At 45.1% G+C, this 19,431-nt stretch carries 19 protein-coding genes and 1 tRNA gene; 9 read left to right on the forward strand and 11 right to left on the reverse strand.

Annotated features, from left to right (window positions below):
- Positions 1-19 precede the first annotated feature (19 nt).
- A tRNA-Gly gene (locus AZI86_RS14605) sits at positions 20-95 on the forward strand.
- Positions 96-207: 112 nt separating this feature from the next.
- Here the strand turns inward: AZI86_RS14605 and AZI86_RS14610 are convergent.
- A complete protein-coding gene (locus AZI86_RS14610; protein WP_061836001.1) occupies positions 208-1,086 on the reverse strand; it encodes a hypothetical protein in 879 nt (292 codons plus the stop codon).
- A gap of 380 nt (positions 1,087-1,466) precedes the next feature.
- Here AZI86_RS14610 and metB point away from each other — a divergent pair, with 380 nt between their 5' ends.
- Positions 1,467-2,684: a cystathionine gamma-synthase gene (gene metB, locus AZI86_RS14615; RefSeq protein WP_061836002.1), complete on the forward strand. Its 1,218-nt coding sequence runs from the start codon at positions 1,467-1,469 to the stop codon at positions 2,682-2,684.
- A gap of 19 nt (positions 2,685-2,703) precedes the next feature.
- Here the strand turns inward: metB and AZI86_RS14620 are convergent, their stop codons facing one another.
- Together AZI86_RS14620 and AZI86_RS14625 are read right to left on the reverse strand one after the other, a co-directional pair.
- Complete coding sequence (locus AZI86_RS14620) at positions 2,704-3,111, reverse strand: hypothetical protein (RefSeq protein ID WP_061836003.1); 408 nt, start codon at positions 3,109-3,111, stop codon at positions 2,704-2,706.
- Between the two features lie 71 nt (positions 3,112-3,182).
- On the reverse strand, positions 3,183-3,554 hold the full coding sequence (locus tag AZI86_RS14625; RefSeq protein ID WP_061836004.1) for a hypothetical protein: 372 nt from the start codon (positions 3,552-3,554) through the stop codon (positions 3,183-3,185).
- Between the two features lie 328 nt (positions 3,555-3,882).
- Between AZI86_RS14625 and AZI86_RS14630 the strand changes: the two genes are divergently transcribed.
- Positions 3,883-4,920: a right-handed parallel beta-helix repeat-containing protein gene (locus tag AZI86_RS14630; protein ID WP_061836005.1), complete on the forward strand. Its 1,038-nt coding sequence runs from the start codon at positions 3,883-3,885 to the stop codon at positions 4,918-4,920.
- Between the two features lie 53 nt (positions 4,921-4,973).
- On the opposite strand, the gene AZI86_RS14635 is transcribed toward AZI86_RS14630, so the two are convergent.
- From AZI86_RS14635 to AZI86_RS14645, 3 genes are all read right to left on the reverse strand, one after another.
- Positions 4,974-5,846 carry a ChaN family lipoprotein gene (locus AZI86_RS14635; protein WP_061836006.1) on the reverse strand — a complete coding sequence of 291 codons (873 nt, stop codon included), beginning with the start codon at positions 5,844-5,846 and terminating at the stop codon, positions 4,974-4,976.
- Between the two features lie 397 nt (positions 5,847-6,243).
- Complete coding sequence (locus AZI86_RS14640; RefSeq protein WP_061836007.1) at positions 6,244-6,672, reverse strand: hypothetical protein; 429 nt, start codon at positions 6,670-6,672, stop codon at positions 6,244-6,246.
- A 98-nt stretch (positions 6,673-6,770) separates the two neighbouring features.
- Positions 6,771-7,670 carry a hypothetical protein gene (locus AZI86_RS14645; RefSeq protein WP_253715967.1) on the reverse strand — a complete coding sequence of 300 codons (900 nt, stop codon included), beginning with the start codon at positions 7,668-7,670 and terminating at the stop codon, positions 6,771-6,773.
- A gap of 198 nt (positions 7,671-7,868) precedes the next feature.
- On the opposite strand from AZI86_RS14645, the gene AZI86_RS14650 reads away from it, so the two are divergent.
- From AZI86_RS14650 to AZI86_RS14670, 5 genes are read left to right on the forward strand one after another with little or no spacing between them, the layout of a single operon-like run.
- Positions 7,869-9,515, forward strand: coding sequence for a methyl-accepting chemotaxis protein (locus tag AZI86_RS14650; protein WP_061836008.1), 1,647 nt, complete (start codon positions 7,869-7,871; stop codon positions 9,513-9,515).
- A gap of 41 nt (positions 9,516-9,556) precedes the next feature.
- Positions 9,557-10,690: a dTDP-4-amino-4,6-dideoxygalactose transaminase gene (rffA, locus tag AZI86_RS14655; RefSeq protein WP_061836009.1), complete on the forward strand. Its 1,134-nt coding sequence runs from the start codon at positions 9,557-9,559 to the stop codon at positions 10,688-10,690.
- 3 nt (positions 10,691-10,693) lie between these two features.
- The gene (gene rfbA / locus AZI86_RS14660) at positions 10,694-11,581 is read left to right on the forward strand and encodes a glucose-1-phosphate thymidylyltransferase RfbA (RefSeq protein WP_061836010.1); all 888 of its coding nucleotides are present in this window, start codon (positions 10,694-10,696) and stop codon (positions 11,579-11,581) included.
- The gene (gene rfbB / locus AZI86_RS14665; protein ID WP_061836011.1) at positions 11,578-12,564 is read left to right on the forward strand and encodes a dTDP-glucose 4,6-dehydratase; all 987 of its coding nucleotides are present in this window, start codon (positions 11,578-11,580) and stop codon (positions 12,562-12,564) included. Before rfbA ends, rfbB begins: the two co-directional genes overlap by 4 nt.
- Positions 12,552-13,706 carry a glycosyltransferase family 4 protein gene (locus AZI86_RS14670; RefSeq protein WP_061836012.1) on the forward strand — a complete coding sequence of 385 codons (1,155 nt, stop codon included), beginning with the start codon at positions 12,552-12,554 and terminating at the stop codon, positions 13,704-13,706. Before rfbB ends, AZI86_RS14670 begins: the two co-directional genes overlap by 13 nt.
- Here the strand turns inward: AZI86_RS14670 and AZI86_RS14675 are convergent.
- The 4 genes from AZI86_RS14675 to AZI86_RS14690 are packed head-to-tail and all read right to left on the reverse strand — an operon-like array spanning position 13,696 to position 17,706.
- Positions 13,696-14,520, reverse strand: coding sequence for a hypothetical protein (locus AZI86_RS14675; protein WP_061836013.1), 825 nt, complete (start codon positions 14,518-14,520; stop codon positions 13,696-13,698). The genes AZI86_RS14670 and AZI86_RS14675 overlap by 11 nt on opposite strands.
- Positions 14,517-15,578, reverse strand: coding sequence for a glycosyltransferase family 4 protein (locus AZI86_RS14680; RefSeq protein WP_061836014.1), 1,062 nt, complete (start codon positions 15,576-15,578; stop codon positions 14,517-14,519). The genes AZI86_RS14675 and AZI86_RS14680 overlap by 4 nt, the downstream gene beginning before the upstream one ends.
- Complete coding sequence (gene feoB, locus AZI86_RS14685; RefSeq protein ID WP_061836015.1) at positions 15,575-17,500, reverse strand: ferrous iron transporter B; 1,926 nt, start codon at positions 17,498-17,500, stop codon at positions 15,575-15,577. Before feoB ends, AZI86_RS14680 begins: the two co-directional genes overlap by 4 nt.
- A complete protein-coding gene (locus AZI86_RS14690; protein WP_061836016.1) occupies positions 17,476-17,706 on the reverse strand; it encodes a FeoA family protein in 231 nt (76 codons plus the stop codon). Before AZI86_RS14690 ends, feoB begins: the two co-directional genes overlap by 25 nt.
- A 166-nt stretch (positions 17,707-17,872) precedes the next feature.
- Here AZI86_RS14690 and AZI86_RS14695 point away from each other — a divergent pair, with 166 nt between their 5' ends.
- Positions 17,873-18,928 (forward strand): BP74-related protein, encoded by a 1,056-nt coding sequence (locus tag AZI86_RS14695; protein ID WP_061836017.1) that lies wholly within the window; start codon positions 17,873-17,875, stop codon positions 18,926-18,928.
- A 2-nt stretch (positions 18,929-18,930) separates the two neighbouring features.
- Here the strand turns inward: AZI86_RS14695 and AZI86_RS14700 are convergent, their stop codons facing one another.
- Entirely contained in the window at positions 18,931-19,419 is a 489-nt protein-coding gene (locus AZI86_RS14700; protein ID WP_061836018.1) for a 6-pyruvoyl trahydropterin synthase family protein, read from the reverse strand.
- Positions 19,420-19,431: the final 12 nt, after the last annotated feature.

Below are 19,431 nucleotides of genomic sequence, written 5' to 3' on the forward strand. Positions count from 1 at the left end.
TTTTGGTTTCTCTTTGAGCGCGGGAGTAGCTCAGTTGATAGAGCGATGCCTTGCCAAGGCATAGGTCGCGGGTTTGAGCCCCGTCTCCCGCTCCAATTTCTTAAGTTTCCGAACTTATGACACTGGAAGTTGAAGAGTTAGGTTAAAAATAAAGAACCCCTGAAGAGCGATCTTCGGGGGTTTTGTTTTTTAAGCCCAGCCTTGAAGTTATAATCCGCCGGAAAGAATAAAACGACTTTTAGAATCCTTCTTCACCGACGAGATTTCCTTGTAGAGCGTTTTTAACTTTAATCTGAAAAGCTCCAACTTTGGATTCTGACGAAGAACCTCAGATTCAACCCCGTAAGACAAATGCCAGTCCACCGATGCCCAAGAGGACAGATAGTAAATCGAGCACTCATCACCCGGCTTAAGCTCGTCCATATCTTTCATCAACACATTAAGATCGCTCATTACTTTTAACAATAGGGCATCAATGTCGCGGTCTCTATTAAACGAAATTTCCTGAAGCTGAGCTTGAACTGATTTCAAATTTTTAGTCAACACCGAGGCTTTGCAGGCCGAACCTAAACTTAAAGAATTATTTTTGTCGATACGACACGAAAAGTTACGACAGTTCACAGGATCTTCCGCACAGATCGCGGCGTAATCTGACTCTGCATAAGCCCGACGGGAATAAAAAGTGTTTTTCAACTCGCGCTGAAGATTTGTCGGGTAAGCGCCACTTAAAACGCTTGAGTACAAACCTGTAGAAGCACCCTTCTCAAAAATTTCTGTATCGCCCAACTGAACGACGGCATGGGCGAATGACGTTGCGAAGGGCTCATTGGGGACACCGATCACCAGGATGTCCCCTGTTTTTGGCGTTCCCTTATTTTCTTCACAGTACTCAGAAAGATAATATTTTAATTCCATCGAGCTTGTCTGATAAAGAAAGTCCGTAAAACCACTGACGTAAGAAACGGAATTATAACAGTTCGGTCCGCTGTGATAGACCTGCTTTCCCGCTAGATCATTCACCCTATCAGAAGCACCCGAAGACAATTCCGCTAAAGCGGGCTGCGCTAGAAAGAATAAAAAAACCACAAAAAACCTTATGATCATCCTGCTAAACAAAAGCAACTCGTGTGCCGCCTCAGAGCAAATTTAGACAAGTTTAGCCCCTAAAAAAACATATTTTGTCACCAGCACCGACGAAACTTCGACATCAGCGAGCGACTGCCTCACCTTGAGACGAGTCACTCAATGCAGCATATCTAAATTTCTACTTGCGCTCATAAAAATGTTGAGCAAAATTTAAAAGCAACAGAAACGCCGATTTGAATGCAGCTTGCGGGCGAAAAACAGCTAAAGCGCTAGGGAAAATTTCATCCTTTATTAATTTCCCTCCAGCACTTCCCTAAGCCCGCTTAAATCATTCCGTCGACCTTTTGTTAAATAAACAGTCCATCTTGAGAGGTCGAACTATGTCTTCGAAAAGCTTTCAAACTCTTGCTGCCACCCTTGGTATGACGTCTGACACCCAATTTGGAGCCGTGACTCCCCCGCTTCACCTCTCGACAAATTTTACCTTTGATGGATTAGGTCGCCGCAGAGAATACGACAACTCAAGATCTGGAAACCCCACGCGGGACCTCTTAGCCGATGCCATCGCCAAATTAGAAAATGGGTATGGTGCCATTGTCACCTCCTCAGGCATGTCGGCCTTAACTCTTCTCACTCACATCCTCCCACCTCAAGCCCACGTCCTAGCTCCCCACGATTGTTTTGGCGGGACTCATCGCCTGCTGACGGCCTTGGAAAAAAAAGGCGTCTTAAGCGTTTCGTTTATTGATTTTTCAGATTTAAAAGAGCTTGAAAGAGACCTGATTCAAGGGGCGGATCTGGTGCTTGTCGAATCGCCCAGCAATCCACTTTTAAGAATTGTCGACTTAAAAAAAATTGGTGATCTGTGTAAAGAACATGACACGCTTTACGCCGTCGATAACACCTTTTTATCTCCGGCCTTGCAAAGACCTATCGAACTGGGCGCAAACTTAGTGATTCACTCCACTACAAAATATTTAAATGGCCATAGCGACGTCGTGGGCGGCGCCATTGTTGCCGATACGCAAGATCTGCATTCACAGCTTACGTGGTGGGCTAATTGCACAGGACTGACGGGAACTCCTTTTGACTCTTATCTGACGTTGCGAGGGATTCGCACTTTGTTTGCGCGCATGCGCACTCATTTAGAAAACTCCGCAAAACTGGTGAATCTCTTAACTCAACATCCGGCGGTTAAAAAAGTGTACTACCCAGGCCTTGAAAGCCATCCCGGACATCACCTAGCAAAAGAACAGCAGTCCGGATTCGGCGCCGTGATTAGCTTTGAAGTTCAAGGCGGCATTGATCAAGTTAAAGTTTTACTTGAGCATTTAAAACTTTTTACCTTGGCGGAATCTTTAGGTGGTGTCGAAAGCCTTGTGGCCCATCCCGCAACGATGACTCATGCCTCTATGACCGCAGAGGCTCGCAAAAGAGCCGGCATCTCGGATCAGCTTCTTCGGCTGTCCGTGGGCATCGAAGATGGCGACGATCTTTTGCGAGATCTAAAAAAATCTTTGGATGAGGTTCAAAATTCTAGAATTAAACTGAATCAAGCCGCGGCTAAAGACGGCTTGTTACCGATGGGGCTTATTTAAAGCCGGGGCCAGTCCGCCCCTAGCGGCACACTAAAGCATTATGTTTCAAAAGAATTTTGCAGTCAGCATCAGCACAGCGTTCAGGTTCTCCGGACGTGATGGCTTTGCAATTTTTTGAATCACAAAGACTGGGGTCACGTTGAATCAAGCCTCGGCAGTCCCCCGACATGCAATAGCTGGGATTTAATTGCGTGATTGCGCGACAATCCCAAGTTTCACATGTGGAAGCATTATCAAACACCAAAGCTTTACAGTCCCCGGAGAAACAATCTAACCAGTCGCCGCGCTCAATGCCGGAACAATCCCTAGCGGTTATCTTAGATTTTACAGTGCCGGTGAGACTTAAAAGATAAGCCGCTCTATCAATGAAACTGGCATAAGACTGAACAGAGAAAAGTAGCACAACGGTCAAAATCGTTTTTTTCATTGTTCCCTCGAGGTTTTAGATATTCTAAACAACCTCTCAGAGAAACGGAAACGACCTGAGTAAAACTTCACTTAAGTCTGCGGCGGGGACTCAATCCCATCCATCATTTCTTGCAAGATCTGCGGACCAAAACCAAACAACAAAGCCATCAATAAAAAAGCGATCGCCACACACATCACAGCAAGCATTTGGCGCTTATAAATCCACAATAAGACAGCCCACCAGATCAGCGCAGGCCCCAGTCCCAGAAGAACACAAATGCCGGCGGTGGAAAAAAGTGTCGCTGAATCTAAACCCAAAATTAGCAAAGGAGCAAAAATCAGAGCCAAACCAAGAACAAAACTCGCCACCCATCCCCGGCGTCTTTTAAAGCCAAAGGCCGAGTGTCCTAAAAAAATGACCCCCAAACTTGAAGTCACTAACAAAAGCCAGGGAAAATCCATCGTCGTTGTTCCTTATAAGGCCCATCATATCCAAAATAACAGATTGTTCAATCCATGTTCTAACAACCGCTGCCAATAGCCAAAAATGCAAAACGCCTGAGGCGTATTTCAATCAGTTCCAATTTTCTTATAAAGGCAGCTGCGATAAAAGGAAATTCCCCAGGGCTCACTCTCCGAGTGGGCCTTTTTTACTGCCCAGGGGCGTCAGGCTGTCGAAGGTTTAGACAGCCCTTTCCTTTTTACCTGGATTTTAGGGCCTCTCCAAGGTGGCGCCTTCATTGCTTTAAAACCCGTGAAACTAAAAACACCCTTTTAGATGAGGTTTTTCATGCGCCCAACATTTCGTATGCTTTTGTCTGCTTTAGCTTTCAGCACAGCTTTTATACCCGCTTTATCGGAAGCAATTCCCTTTCCGCAACCGCGTATTAATGACGAGTGCCAATTCATTCGCGATAAAATCGATTCCCTTTCTAAATCCGGGGGAGTCGTAAAAATTCCGGCAGGAACATATACATGTAAAGCGCCGATCATCATCGCGCGTGATAATGTCATGCTTAAAGGTGCGGAAAGAACAAAGACCATCCTTCGTTTGGCGGACTATATTCACGTGCCCCTTTTAGTCGTAGGCCATCCTCACACCATCGTTCGTGAGGGCACATTGGTAACACCTTGGCGTGTAAAGAACATCGTCGTTAAGGACATGACCTTTGATGGTAACCGCGCCAAACACTATGTGAGCCGAGAGTGTGGAGAAACTCATTGTGATGGCGACGTCACATCCATCCGTAATAATGCCATTTCAATCCGTGGCGCTAGCCATGTCACGATCCAAGATGTGACCGCTCACAGCTCTATTTCGGGTGGCCTTGTGACCGAGAAATTCTGCGACAACTTAAAAATTATCAATTTTGAATCTCATAGCAATTTCTTTGATGGCTTTGCGGGCTATGAAACTGAAAACAGTGAATTTATCAACGTCAACCTTCACAACAACCGTGGTGCAGGCGTTTCTATCGACATCCGTTTTAATAATAATGTCTTTAAGGGCGGCCAACTTTATATGAATAATGACGTCGGTATCTTTGCCCGCGATCTGCATGGCAATCGCTTTGAGGATTTAAAAATCATCAATAGCGGAAGCTTTGGGGTGTTCTTGGCTTCAACTTTTGCCGGAAAACCTGAGTTGTGTGCTCGCGATAATACCTTCAGCGGAGTTAAAATCATCGGTTCTGGGAAACAGGCCATTCGCGTGAATGACCTGTGTGCAGGAAATCGAATTGAAAACAAATCCTTCTTCCGCGGAAACCTTGGTTGCGTGAGTGATGACGGGCAAACATCTGTAGCCGCTGACACTCAATGTGACTAATTATTTAGCCAATACTTTATGCAAAGCCACCGAGTACGCACTTGGTGGCTTATTTATTTTGAGACAAACACTACGCCATGCACGGCTGAATCCGCCACCGGTGTCGGCAAGAAATAATCACCACTCGTGCTTGGTGCAAGTTTGTTGCTTTTTAGCTCTTCGATAAAAGCTTGGATTAAATTTTTGGGAGCAAATTCTTCAGTGGATTCTATATCATAAGTCAGATTTGAAATGCCATGCGCTTCTAAGATCTGAGGAATCGTGGCAATCCCCGTTTCTTCCGAAACTAAGGCTGAATGCAGCTTACCCGTCAAAACCACGATTCGCCCGGCATCAGGGTGACTTAAAACGGACTCGAGTTGCATGGACATGTGATCGTTACGACGTTGAATGTCGTTTCCATAACCCGCTCGATCCAACTCATTGCGATTATCAATAGCCACGACTTTTAAACCTGCAGCAAGAATAGTATCAATCATTTTCACATGTTCTTCGGGGATCCAACCCCAATCAGCGGCCACCAGGCTCACCAGTTGCGCGCGCGATACGGAGCCTTTGCCGTATCCGTCCAAAATATTTTGCGACTCTGAGTTCAAGGCTTCTAAAGCGACATGAGTAAAACCCATCGCTTTCATTTCAGAGAGATTTCGTGAAAGCCATTTTTTGATAAGAACGTTAGGATGAGTATCTCCTAACAAAATCACCTGCGCCTCAGCAAAAATCTGGCTCGGCGCACGAAGTGGCACTAGCTTAGGTTGGATATAGCGAAGGGTTTCACAAAAGGTGCCTTCAAATTTAGCCTGTCCACGAAAAGCGTCGCAGTTTTTCGTATCTGCAACGGCGCGAATAGCCCCCTGCTTTTTTCCGGCCCAAGCCACAGAAAAAATAAGACTTATAGATATGATGGAGCCGACGATCTTCTTCACGGACCAGGTTCTACTTAAAGCCCAGAGTCTTATCAAAGGGTTCTAAGGATGAGAGGTAAAATTTTCCCTCTCTAAGATCGCTTTGAGATCGGTGGGTCTTTCCTGGATTCGCGATTGTGCCACGAAATAATTCAAAAAATGTAGCAATACTCTGAAGACTCCGTGAACTCCTAGACTTAAAAAAAAGCAACGACTTTATTTTTTAATTCGGAGAGCTATCCCATTGAAACCAGGTTCGGCATTAAAAATATATCTATTTTCTCTTCATATAAAATTGATAGCATTTTAAGGAGGAAACACTGGCGCGTCTTGGAGGTTTTTATGCTCGACCACTCACAAAAAAGGAAAGTCCTTACTGAAAGAATTATTATTTTCGTTTTACTTCTTTCGATTGGGATTACGTACCACGTCTTAGGATTGGTAAGCCCAAACCCGTAATTATTGTTTCCGGACGATATGAGTTTTTAATGCATTGAAGTTCGTTATTTGTTCCCGCTTCGCGAGACACGCAATAGCGGACTACTTCAGGGCTGGGAGCATAACGAATGCAGATCAACTCATTGTTTGTTCCCACGAACTCATCAATGCAAGTTTGCACCACCGCACCGCTACGGGCCCAATCAATACAAGATAATTCGTTCTGAGTGCCCACAAAACCATTTACACAATTCCGCACCACTTCCACACTGCGCGCTCGGGAAATACATCTTTGTTCCTCATTGCGACCGACAAAGGCCGACTCGCAAGCGCTGACGATATCTTCAAATTGATCCCACGCGCCTTCAGACGCCACACAGATTGAAATCATAAAAATAATCAGCTTCATGAATATCTCCTCATCCTTCGCATTTATTTGATGATCGTCAGAAACAAAAAGCCAAGGTTTTCGCCTTGGCTTTTTATCGATTCATAAATCAGTAAGGCTTATTTACCTGGGAAGAACCAGCAACGTGGGCGAGTGCCCACAGCGTCGCGTGGAGCGTAGCAAGATCCGACTTTGTAGTCTTCATTGGCAACTGCTTCAGATTCTTTAGCCACACAAAGGCTGCCTTGGAAGTAGGTATCCAAACGGCATTGTGTATCCGGGTGAGCATCATTCATACGAGACACTTCACGTTTATCCGGAGTTCCAAAAGTGGGAGCTGTTGTTTCTTTACGTAGATCTTGGAAAAGATTTGCAACAGATTGTCCCGCCATTGAAATACGAAGGCAGATCAAACGGTCATTTTCCTCTGGGAACTGAGCAGTACAAGCCGCTTCAGCCACTGGATCTAATTGAGTTGTTGCAAGGATTGCTGCATTGTCGTCTTCAGCAAAGAAACGACGAAGGCATTTTAGACCTGCATAATAGTCAGCGCCACCTTCATTCGTTGCCCAAGAGTTTCCAAACCAGCCGCCACCTTTAGGTGCGCCACCGTTGTGATGTCCGTACTCATGACAAGCAACAAGTGCAAAACCTTCTACATTGGTTGCTTTGTGACGAGCCAAACCACCGTACATATTAAGAACTTGAGTGCGGCCCATGCGTTGAGCTGAAGCATTCACCGTTCCATCATTCCAAAGACGTTTGATTTGCAAGTTGTCGCCTAATTTTTGAACATCTGCAGAATACAGACGCTCTAAACGGTCTAGGACATCGTTGAACTGCTGTTCAGTAATGCCGCCCCCAGTCCAAGTACCAGCAGGAATATTCATGCTGTTTTCTGGAACAAAGCCCGCGCAAAGTGTTTTTGAATGATCTGTGCTGTGTGCGAATCCTACGGTTGCGGCCAAAGCGATAACAGTAAGTGCGCGTTTAAGTGACTTTTGTGTCAAATGTGTCATGGACTACCCCTCCTTGAGTCTAGACTGGAAAAAAGAGTACCAATTTGGAACCAGCAATCAATGAAATATCCGTAATATTATACGAAGCGTCGCATTTTTATTTTTAACGGCTTTGTAACTCAAGTCCGCCGCAAGTTGAGACGATTAAAGAAAGACTATTAAGTTTCAGACAAAAATTTTATCAGGGAGATTTAAAAAATGAAGCAGTGGCTGACCGGATTACGTGGAAAATTATTGATGTCTGCTGTTTTGCCTGTCTTCGCTTTTGCAATCTTAACAGCGATGTCGATTCACTCCATGAATAAATTGGGTGCCATGCTTACAGATGCTTACACGGCGGTGATCCCTGACCTCGATGGCCTAGGACAAATGGGTATGCAACGTGCACGTATTGGATATTTTATTTGGGCTTCTTTGGCGAATAAAGAAAACGAAAAAGCACGCGCTAATTTTATCAAAAAAGCTAAAGAGGCATTTGAAGAATTCAAAAAAGGTCAGGCTTACTATGAAGCCACTCAATTTGACGAAGAAGAAGAGAAAAATTACGGACCGGCTCGCGAGGTTCGTCCTCAGTTTTATGCTCTAACCGAAAGCATGATCGCTGGCTTAGAAAAAAATGACCCCGAAGAAGAAAAACGCGTCTACACCGCGATGAATGGCGGCGAGTGGCACGTACTGGCAATCAAAACTCAAGATGCCATTGCGGCGAACATGAAACTTTATAATGCTCGTTCAATTGAAGGAAATAAAATTCAAAAAGAAGAACGTACTCGTGAAACTCAATTACTTTTACTTATTTCAGCGGTTTGTGCGCTTTCAATTTTCGCTATCTTAATGATGATCGCTTACAAAGTTTCTAAAACCGTTTCTGGCATCGCGGCGGGCCTGACAGATTCTGGAAACCAAGTTTCAAGCGCGATCACACAGTTGTCAGCCGCAGGACAAACTCTTTCAGAATCGGCCACAGAGGCCGCAGCTTCACTGGAAGAAACGGTTGCTTCCTTAGAAGAAATGTCTTCGATGGTTAAGCTAAACTCTGACAACGCAAAACAAGCTGCCGCGCTTTCACAATCTTCTAAAGATTCTGCCGAACAAGGCCAAAGAGAAATCAACCAGTTGATCGAATCTATGCGCGATATTTCCACGTCTTCTAAAAAGATCGAAGAAATTATCAGCGTCATTGATGATATCGCTTTCCAAACAAACTTATTGGCTCTGAATGCTTCCGTTGAAGCCGCGCGAGCCGGTGAACACGGAAAAGGTTTCGCCGTTGTTGCCGAAGCCGTTCGCACCTTGGCCCAACGCTCCGCAGTAGCTGCCAAAGATATCAACTCTCTTATTAAAGAGAGTGTTGAGAAGGTGGAAAAAGGATCTACGGTTGCGGACCGCTCTGGGGAAGTTCTGGCGAACATCGTAAACTCAGTTAAAAAAGTATCTGATTTAAACAACGAGATTTCTGCGGCCAGCGGTGAACAAACCACAGGTATTCAGCAAATCAGCAAAGCTATGAACCAGTTAGATCAAGGTTCCCAAGCCAATGCTGCTGGCGCCGAAGAGGTCGCGGCTTCCAGTGAAGAAATCAGCGCCCAGGCTGAACAAATGAAACATATGGTGGCAAATCTTAATCAGGTGATCTTAGGTGCCGTTCCGGCCCACGACCCTGTGGAGAAAATGACTCCTAAAAAGTCAGCTCCCCCTGCCGCCGCTCCTAAATCCACCAATGTAGTTCCAATGGCTAAAAAGCCCGCTCCAAAACATGAGAGTAAACCTCACACCGCATCGAACGTCATCCCTTTTGACGATGACGAAAGTCCTCGTAAAGTCGGAACAACGGACGGATTTTAATCCATTGCCCCGCCATAACCCATAGGCTACGATATGGGGCAATGAAAATTCCGTTTAATTTACCGCCCAAAAGTTCTCATGAAGAGCAATATATCGCCCAAGCGATTTCTAATCGCAAACTCAGTGGCGAAGGCTCGTTTAATAAAAAATGCACCGAGTGGTTTAATAAAAATCTTCCGACTCTAATGACCGTGATCACCCCGTCTTGCACCTCCGCTTTAGAAATGGCCATGGTTCTTGCCGATATCGGTCCTGGCGACGAAGTCATTTTACCTTCTTTTACATTTACATCGACCGCGAACGTCGTGGCCCTTTATGGGGCCGTGCCCGTGTTTGTAGATATTGATCCGCGAACTTTGAATATCGATCCTATCGCCATTGAAAAAGCCATCACTCCGCGCACGCGTGTGATTATGCCAGTTCACTACGCCGGCGTCGGCTGCGAAATGGATCGTATCATGGCCTTGGCGGAACCTAAGAATATTTGGGTGGTGGAAGACGCCGCTCAAGGAATCTTTGCTTCTTACAAAGGCAAAGCTTTAGGCAGCTGGGGTCACATGGCAGCCTTTAGCTTTCACGAAACTAAAAATATTGTCTGCGGTGAAGGTGGAGCTTTAACCATTAACGACAAACGTTTGCTTGCACGTGCCGAAATCGTGCGCGACAAAGGCACAAATCGTCAGCAGTTTTTAAACGGACAGGTGGACAAATACACCTGGCAAGACAAGGGCAGCTCTTACTTACTTTCTGAGCTTTCAGCAGCCTTTTTACTTTCTCAACTTGAAGAAGGTCCGCAAATCACTGAGCGTCGCCTGAAGATTTGGAATGAGTACAATCAAGGACTAGCCGAGCTCGAAAAGCAAGGTCACCTCACACGCATGACCGTACCTTCTGAGGCCAAAGCCAATGCGCATATTTATTATATTCTTTTAAATTCAGCAGATGTTCGTGCTGCTCTTTGGCAGTTCTTACGAGATCGCGATATTCAATCTACGACCCACTATGTTCCCTTGCACTCCGCCCCCGCGGGAGTGAAGTACGGCCGAATTTCAGGATCATTGAAGGTCACCGACGATCTTGCCAATCGAATGCTCCGCTTGCCGATGTTTGCCGATCTTTCCACAGATGAAGTTGCTTACGTCGTTGATAGCATCGACGCATTTTTTAAGAGGTAATTAATGAAGGGTATCATTCTTGCTGGCGGAGCTGGCTCTCGCCTTTATCCCATGACCCGGGTCATGACCAAACAGCTTCAGTCAGTTTATGACAAACCGATGATCTACTACCCTTTAAGCATTCTTATGTTGGGTGGTATTCGCGATATCCTTTTAATCACAACCCCTGATGATAAACCTCTTTTTGAAAAGCTTTTAGGTGATGGCTCTCAGTTCGGCGTGAGGCTCTCTTACAAGATTCAAGAAAAACCCAACGGACTTCCTGAAGCCTTTGTCTTAGGAGAAGACTTTATCGGTGACGATTCTGTGTGTCTTATTTTAGGCGACAACCTTTTTTACGGCGATTTGGACTTTTTCCGCAAAGCTATTGTGTCTCAAACCGCTAAAGAAAATGGAATGAGCGGCCGCGTTTTTGCGTATTACGTGGCGGATCCTCGCGCCTATGGTGTGGTCGAATTTAATAAAGAAACAAAAAAGGTTAAATCGATAGAAGAAAAGCCTGCAAATCCAAAATCGAATTACGCAATCCCGGGGCTTTATCTTTTTGATAGCACTGTCTCTCAAAGAGCGAAAGCCTTAAAGCCTTCCCCACGAGGAGAAACCGAGATCGTTGATTTGATTTTATCTTATCACAATGAAGGCAAACTGGGCGTTGAGATGATGTATAGGGGTCTAGCATGGCTTGACACCGGCACCCCTCGCCAGCTTCTGGATGCAGCTTCTTTTATCGGCGCCATCGAAGAGCGCCAAGGAATGAAGGTCGCTTGCTTAGAGGAAGTGGCTTACCGTATGAAATTTATCAATATTGCGGAGTTAGAAAAAATCACGGCGCAATTGCCAAAATGTTCTTACCGCTCTTATTTAGAAAAAATCATCCTCGAGGAAAAATGAAACAAACTGTTTTACTCACTGGCTGCGCCGGTTTCATCGGATCAAACTTTGTAAAAACCGTCGCTTGCCGTGCGGACATAAAAGCCCTCTATGACTTCGTCATCGTCGATGCCCTCACCTATGCGGGAAATCTTGAAAATATCAAGCCCGAACTCGATGCCCATTCGCATTTAAAATTTCATCAGATCGATATCCGGGACTCTCAAAAGATCCACGACCTCTTTAAGAAATATGCTTTTAGCGGGGTTATTAATTTCGCAGCAGAATCTCACGTCGATCGTTCCATCGAAAGTCCTAATATTTTTGTCGAAACAAATGTTTTAGGGACATTGAATTTACTTAAAGAAAGCTTGGCACTTTTTGAAGCCAAAGGAAACTTTAAGTACTTACAAATTAGCACCGACGAAGTTTATGGGACCTTACAAATGGAAGACGCTCCATTTACCGAAACCACACCGCTCGCCCCTAACAGCCCTTACAGCGCCTCTAAAGCAAGTGCGGATCTTATATGCCGATCTTTTTTTGAAACCTTCAAACTTCCCGTCGTTATCACTCGTTGCTCTAACAACTATGGCCCGCTGCAAGTCGAAGAAAAGTTTATTCCGTTGATGATCAAACGCGCCTTAGCCAATGAGCCTTTGCCGATTTACGGAACCGGCATGAACATTCGCGACTGGATTTATGTTGATGATCATAACGAAGGTGTATGGAAAGTGTTTACGAACGGCACGGCCGGGGAAGTTTACAATCTAGGTGGGGCGTCTGAAAGGCAAAACCTGGATGTAGCCAAGATGATTCTAAAAGCTTTAGGCAAGCCTGAATCCTTGTTAAAGTTTGTAACCGATCGTAAAGGACATGACTTCCGTTACGCCATCAACTTTTCAAAAACCCAAAAGGAATTGGGCTGGTCACCGAAGGTCCGTTTTGAAGAGGAAGGTTTAAACCGCACTATCGAGCACTATAAAAAACTATGGGCCAAGTAAAAGTTCTGCATTGCTTGCATTCACTTTCATGGGGAGGTCTTGAGATCTACTCCGTGGAACTGATTGAAAAGCTTTCGGAGCTGGGTATTGAGCAATATGTTTTGTGTGCGGGTTCTTCTAAAGCCTATGAAGAGCTCAAAAAAAAGAAAAATCTGACTCTTTTGCCTTTTCCGGAAGCTAAACTTTCAAAATTGGCGACAGCCCGCCTGATCCGCCGCCATGTTCGGCAATACGGGATTACGCATCTTCATTCCCACACCCGCTTAGATATGTGGGCGTGCGCTTTGGCGCGTTGGAACTGGCCGCAGATTAAACATTTTTATAACTTGTATATGAATGCGACGCCGAAAAAGGATTTCATTCATCGCTGGCTTTTTTCTAAAGTAGATGCACTTTGCAGTTCTTCTGAAAACATCTTGCATGATGTGCGCAAGAACTTCCCTATCGCCAAGGAAAAACTAAAACTCATCCGCTATGGTCGCAAAACCGAAGACTTTGTTCACAACGAAGCTTTAAGAGAAAAACTGCGAATACAGTATGGAGTAAAAAAAGAACAGATCGTTATTGGATCTTTGTGTCGGATAGATCCAGGGAAGGGCGTTCGTGAGTTGGTCAGCGCTTTAGATTATCTCAATGACCAGGAACTGGCGCAAGTTCAGTTGTGGATCGTGGGAGACCCAACAACAATTGGAAAAAATAGCGATGGCTCCCCGATTTACGAGCCTCCGTCGGCGGAGTTAAATGCTTGGGTTTCGGAAAAAACGAAAAGTCCTCGATTGATGGATCATATACGCCGCATTTCATTCCAGCGCGATTATGTTTCTTATATTGATGCTTTGGATGTTTTCACCTTGGCTTCTTACAACGAAACCTACTCGTTGAGTGTCATAGATGCTATGCTCATGGGGAAGCCCGTGGTAGGTACAAATGCGGGAGGCACCCCAGAGCAAGTGGGCGCCAACGAACGAGGTCTGTTAGCTGAACCTAAGGATGCTGAAAGTCTGGCTTTAGCCTTTCGACATTATTTGAAACACCCCGCTGATCGCGCGGCTCAAGGGAAAAAAGCTCAAGAATGGGCTTTTAAAAACCATAGCTGGCAGGAAGTTTTAAAACAATACCAAGCGCTTTATTTTAAAGAATAAGATGCTTTAATTGCTCTTGATGAGTTTGCACGAAACGCGGGAACTCAGAATCAATCATCACGAATTCAGAATCAATATCCTGACCGTAAAGGCTGCCGCCTTTGCGAATGATTTCTTCGACCTTTTTAGGATCTTTGAAGTCTTCTTTATTGTGCTCTTTGTGTGCGTAAGCTTCGATTTTTTCAATCACCTTTTGCGCGCCACCGAGGTAACTGAAATGCCAACCCCCATTAGGAATGACAGTGATATCGCCTTTGCTTTCGCGATTTTCACGATACAGACGGGTTTTCTTAATCGTTTTAATATCACTATAATTAAGCATCACCGTCCCGTACCATGGCATATACCCGTCGACCAAAGGGATGGGCTCTGGATATCTTTTTACAAAGCAGTTGAGGTAATAATAATAAAGCTTTTGCTGAAAAACTTTGATCCCCGGCTTATGCGCATATTGCCTCACCAATTCCGGACGAGGAATTTCATCCACATCAGAAACAATAATCACATCATCAGGTTTCGCATTTTTTAAACCCACCAAAATTTGTTCTTTTTGATGATCATCATAATCCCAAGTTTTTGGAACCCGGAATTTCGAAAAGAAGTTGGGATAGTAGTCCACAATCACGTGCTCTATCTTCGGCAAGAACTTTTCAAAACGTTTTTTGTTTTGCTCAAAAATCAAAGGCTTTTCTTTTTTTTGGAATGTCCGTGTCGCCTCAACCAAGACAAAGCGATCCACGACTTCGTCGAGCGCATTTAAGCGAATTTCTAAAAGATCCAGTTCATTGAAAAAAGCAAAACAGTCGTAAATCATGTCTTCCCCAAAAGATCTTTATACACTTTCGCGGTTTCTTGTGCACACTTTTCCCACGTAAAGTGAGTGGAACGATTGAAAGCTTTTTTGATGAGTTCCGTGCGAACTTGAGAATCCTCAACAAGGGTTTTAAGGTGCTGAGCTAAACCGTCCGTATCTTCAGGCTTTGCCAACAAAGCCGCGTCAGCACAAATCTCTTCTAAAGCGCCTCCTAAGCTAGCAACCACCGGACAACCTAACGCCATCGCTTCGAGCACCGGAATACCGAAACCCTCATAGAACGAAGGGAACAAAAGTGCTTCAGCTCGTGAGTACAATTCATGTATATGCGCGTCAGATACATAATATAATTTTAAAATATCTGCTTTAAATTCGGAACTCTCGATAGCGCGCAAAATTTCATCGGCCCCATAACCATGACCTCCAGCAAGAACAAGCTTGTGTTCAGCTCCGGTCATTTTTTTAAATTTATTAAAAGCCTCAATCACCCCGACGACGTTTTTACGTTTCTCTAAAGTTCCTAAGAATAAAATATATTTTTCGGGCAATTCTAATGAGTTCACGTGATGAGCAGGTTTTTCTCGCTGGCACCCCAGATAGGTCACGTGAATTTTTTCTTTAAGATGGGGAAAATGTTTTAACACTTCGGATTTTGTGAACTCAGAATTGACTAGCACCGCTTCTAAACGTTCGGCGGTTAAAGTTTTTGTCAGATCCACCATCCCTTTATGGTAAAAGTCCGGCGCATTGTACTTCTTTTCAAACACAACCATATCGTGAACCGTCACCACACGCTTAAAACGCCCTTGAGTAGAAAGTTTAAAGTCGGGGCCATGATAAAGGTCGCTCGATTGATAAAAGCTCCACGGAAGAAGATAGCGAACCTTTTTTTGAGGAAGGATTTTTTCGATGACGTCTTTCTTTTTAAGACGTGACAACTTTAAAACCGGCTGAACCGCAAGACCTTGAACATGAAAATGCTTAAGGAGTTGGAGCATGTAAACGCCAACTCCAGTGATTTTTTCGGGATTTAAAGTGCTAACATCAAAATAAATCATGGTACGCCCATTAATCTTAAACCTTGTACAAGTACTACGACAAGCACATAGGCAAAAAGATTAAAGGCTACTAATTGTGTCAGCGCAAAGGTCCAAGAACCACTTTCACGGACCTGCACGCCCACGGTGGACATACATTGCAGAGCAATTAAGAAAAATACCATCAACCCGATAACAGAACTGACGGTAAAGATTTTTTCGCCGGACGAATTCACCGCACTTTCCATCTGAGTCAACAAGGACGCTTGCTGAGAGTCTTCATCGGTGTCGGTGATATTAAATGTTAAAGCCATGGACGAAACGAACACTTCCCGTGCCGCAAAAGCAGAAATCAATCCCACCCCCACACGCCAATCAACACCCATCGGCGCCATGACCGGTTCAATCACTTTCCCCATGCGGCCGATATAGCTTTCTTCTAATTTTTGATGCGCATCTTCCATTTCATAATGAGGGAAGGTCGATCCCGCCCACACAATCACCGCAAAAACAAAGATGATCGGCCCGGCGCGCTTAACGTAAGAAAGCGTTCTGGTCCAAGCTTGGCGAACTAACACCCGAACTTTAGGTCGACGATAAATCGGCAGCTCCATCATAAACAGTGTGGCTTCTCGGGCCGGGATAAATTTACTAACCACGCCTGCGGCAAAAGCGCCGACGATCATGGAGCCGATGTACAAGGCCGCTAACGCGAGGCCCGCCTTTAAAGGCTCGCCACGGAATAAAAAGGCCAAACACAAAGCATAGACCGGCAAACGCGCTGAACAGCTCATGAGCGGAATCACGAAGTTTGTGATCATGCGATCTTTGGTTGATGGAATATTGCGAGTCGCAATAATGGCCGGCACCGCACACGCAAACCCCGATAAAAGCGGAACAAACGAACGACCACTCATGCCCAAGGCCGAAAAAGGTCGATCAATAAGGGTTGCCGCCCGCGCTAAATACCCGGTACTTTCAAGAATACCTATTCCTAAAAATAAAATAAAAATTTGCGGTGCAAACACCAAGAAAGCCGCAAAGCTTGCGACAATCCCGTTGGCTAAAAAGTCCGCCCATAAAGTGCCCGGACCTAGTGACGCCACCCATTCATTCAAACTGGTGAAGCTGCCGTCGATAAAATCCATAAATGGGGTCGCCACCCAGAAGACACTGGCAAATAAAAGGCTCATGATGACAATAAACAAAACCGAGCCAAACAACGGATGCAATAAAACCTTATCGATTTGTTCCGTGCGCGCCACAATTCGGTGTAAACGCTCTTGCGCATGATCGGTTTTATGGGTCAGCGCTTCGTCGGCGATTTTCGCGCATTCTTGCAAACGCTTTTCTTGAGTTTCAAAATTCCAAGGCTGTGGCTTTTGCGTGAAGATCTCTTGATCCGAAGACAATGTATGCGCTTGGGCCACGATTTCTTTGATACCGCCCGCGAGCAGTCCATCAAAAAGAAGAACCGGACATCCCAATTCCTTTTTCAGGTAATCAATATCTAAATTCAAACCCTCTTTACGCAAAAGATCTTCCATGGTGATCACCACCATGAAAGGAAATCCAGTTTCCTTCACTTGCATCGCTAATTGTAAATGACGTGCCAGTTGCGTTCCATCCACGACCACAATCAAACCATCGACACTCGGGACGCGAGGATTTTCGTAAATAGAGCGAAAGGTCACCCATTCATCCGCTGATTTGGGATGAAGACTGTACGTACCGGGAGTATCCATCACTTGCAGATCTTGAGGCCCCCAGTGACCGGCAAGCTTTCCTAAGGAAAACTCCACCGTGGCGCCGGGATAGTTCACGGTTTTAAAACGCGATCCCGTGAGCCAGTTATACAGCGTCGTCTTTCCCGAGTTAGGAGTTCCTAAAAGAGCGATGGTCTTGAACTGAGTTTCCGTTACAACGCCTTCACTTGTGCGCATGCCGCCTCCTCATTTCTTAATGCTAAGAAGCTGGTATTGAATCGAACCAACAAGGGACCGCGGAAGGGAGCACGTCCAAGCACGGTCACCTTTGTCCCCACGCGCAGCCCCATCTCATGCAGGCGTTCGCGGTATACTTGATCGCCGGTAAAACCGGTGATTTCAAACTGGTGCCCTGGGCGCGGCTTAGAATCAAGTAAAGTCATGATATTCCTTAGGAAGTTTGCAGTTTCTAGTTAAAGTCTGCCGACTTTAAAGGCCAGCTCTTTAAGGCCTAATACATAAGTTGAAAGCTTACTGAGAACTGACCCTTAGTCTTGTTTTCGCGACGCAACGTTAAGTCTTACCAGGCAAGACCGATCTGAAGTCTGTATGGATTTTGGTATTAAGACTTTCATCAGTACGGCAGCCGCAACATTGCTCTTAAGTCTTCCCGCGTGGAGCTCTGAAATCTTTTACGTTCCAGCTTTTTGCGAAACTTCTCTTTTAAAAATTCACGTTCAAAACCCTTCAAGTTCCCCACAAAGACTGTGGACCCAAGTCCGCGGAAGCACCGAGCTTCAAGAACTGCATTTCGATTTTGACCCAAAAGAAAAACGCAGTATTTCGGGTTCTGAATTTCTAGGCAGCGCCCAAGGCTTTTCGATTAAAACATGGCAGCCAGGAGCTTTAAAAATCACTGCGCAATGTGATCAGGAAAATATCATTCCCTTAAATCAGACCACGTCACCGGAGGTCACCCACTTCTTCCCTCCCGGAATAAAAAGTGTGAAGTTCAATATTCAAAATCTAGGATGGCAATCGCACCCTGTTTTGCTGACAGCATTTTCGGCCAATGGCTCTGTTATCGGCAGCAAGAACATCGACATCAAAGATTATGATACATCGGCGATGAAGTGGACTTTAGAAGAAAACATCGCGAAAGTTGAAGTTCGCTCTGAGGGCCGCGTGCATTCGTGGGGGTTTTTCCCCAACGGAATTTCGGAAAGTTTTTCCCCAGGAGTGTCCTTAAAACCAGTGCTCTTAAAACCGGATACTTCTAAAACATATTTCTTAATTTCTACGCGTGATGCTCGCCCCAACGAATCTTACGTGGTGGGTTTTTCCGACCCGGAGCAAATTAAAACCGCGCGTGCGCAAATCAACACCACGGGTTTTGAAAAGATCTTAGTAGCTCGTTTGCAAATGGGTCACGGTGGATTTAATCGAAATTATTTTAGCAAAGACCACGCGCCCTATTCGTGGTCCGTGAGCGAAGTCGATGCCTTTGCCGACTTTGCGCACATTTCTTGCGATGGCAGCCCAGATATTGTTGAAGAAAGACTTCTGCAATACACTAATGACGGCGGGCGCATTTGTTTTTGGCGTTATCGCGTGGTGCGCGAGCTTACTAACCACGAAGTCTCTGTCGGCGCTCTTAATCCGTAAAGCTATTTAGGAACTGAGGTCGAAGCCCCTTGGCCGGGAGTTTCTTCGACATAGACCTGCACCTTTGAAACCCCGTGAGTTTTAAATTCTTTATAAAACGACTCCGCTAAAAGCCGAGAGAACTGCTCTACACTGGTGTTGGAAACGGGCAAGAGCAAAACTTCATTGAATGGAAAAACATAAAAGCGATCACGGAAAGTCACTTCCAGGGATTTTTCGGTTTTTTTGAATTTCATGTCAGGATGTTTTTCCGGCAAAAGCACCATTTCATCCCAACCATCCAACGTCGCCTTGATAAATTTTTTAAAAACATTGAAGTCCACAAAATAGCCACTGTCTTCGAATTTATCGGCTGACGGGGTCTCTAAATCCACGCGGACTTGATAATTATGACCATGCAGGCGTTCAGCTGAGTTTTCGTCGAAAATCAGGAAGTGGGCGGCTGAGAATTTAAAGTTCTGCTTAGCCAAATGCAATGTGGTCGTGGACATAGTCACCTCAAT

It is taken from the genome of Bdellovibrio bacteriovorus, from assembly GCF_001592735.1.
Classification (GTDB): domain Bacteria; phylum Bdellovibrionota; class Bdellovibrionia; order Bdellovibrionales; family Bdellovibrionaceae; genus Bdellovibrio; species Bdellovibrio bacteriovorus_D.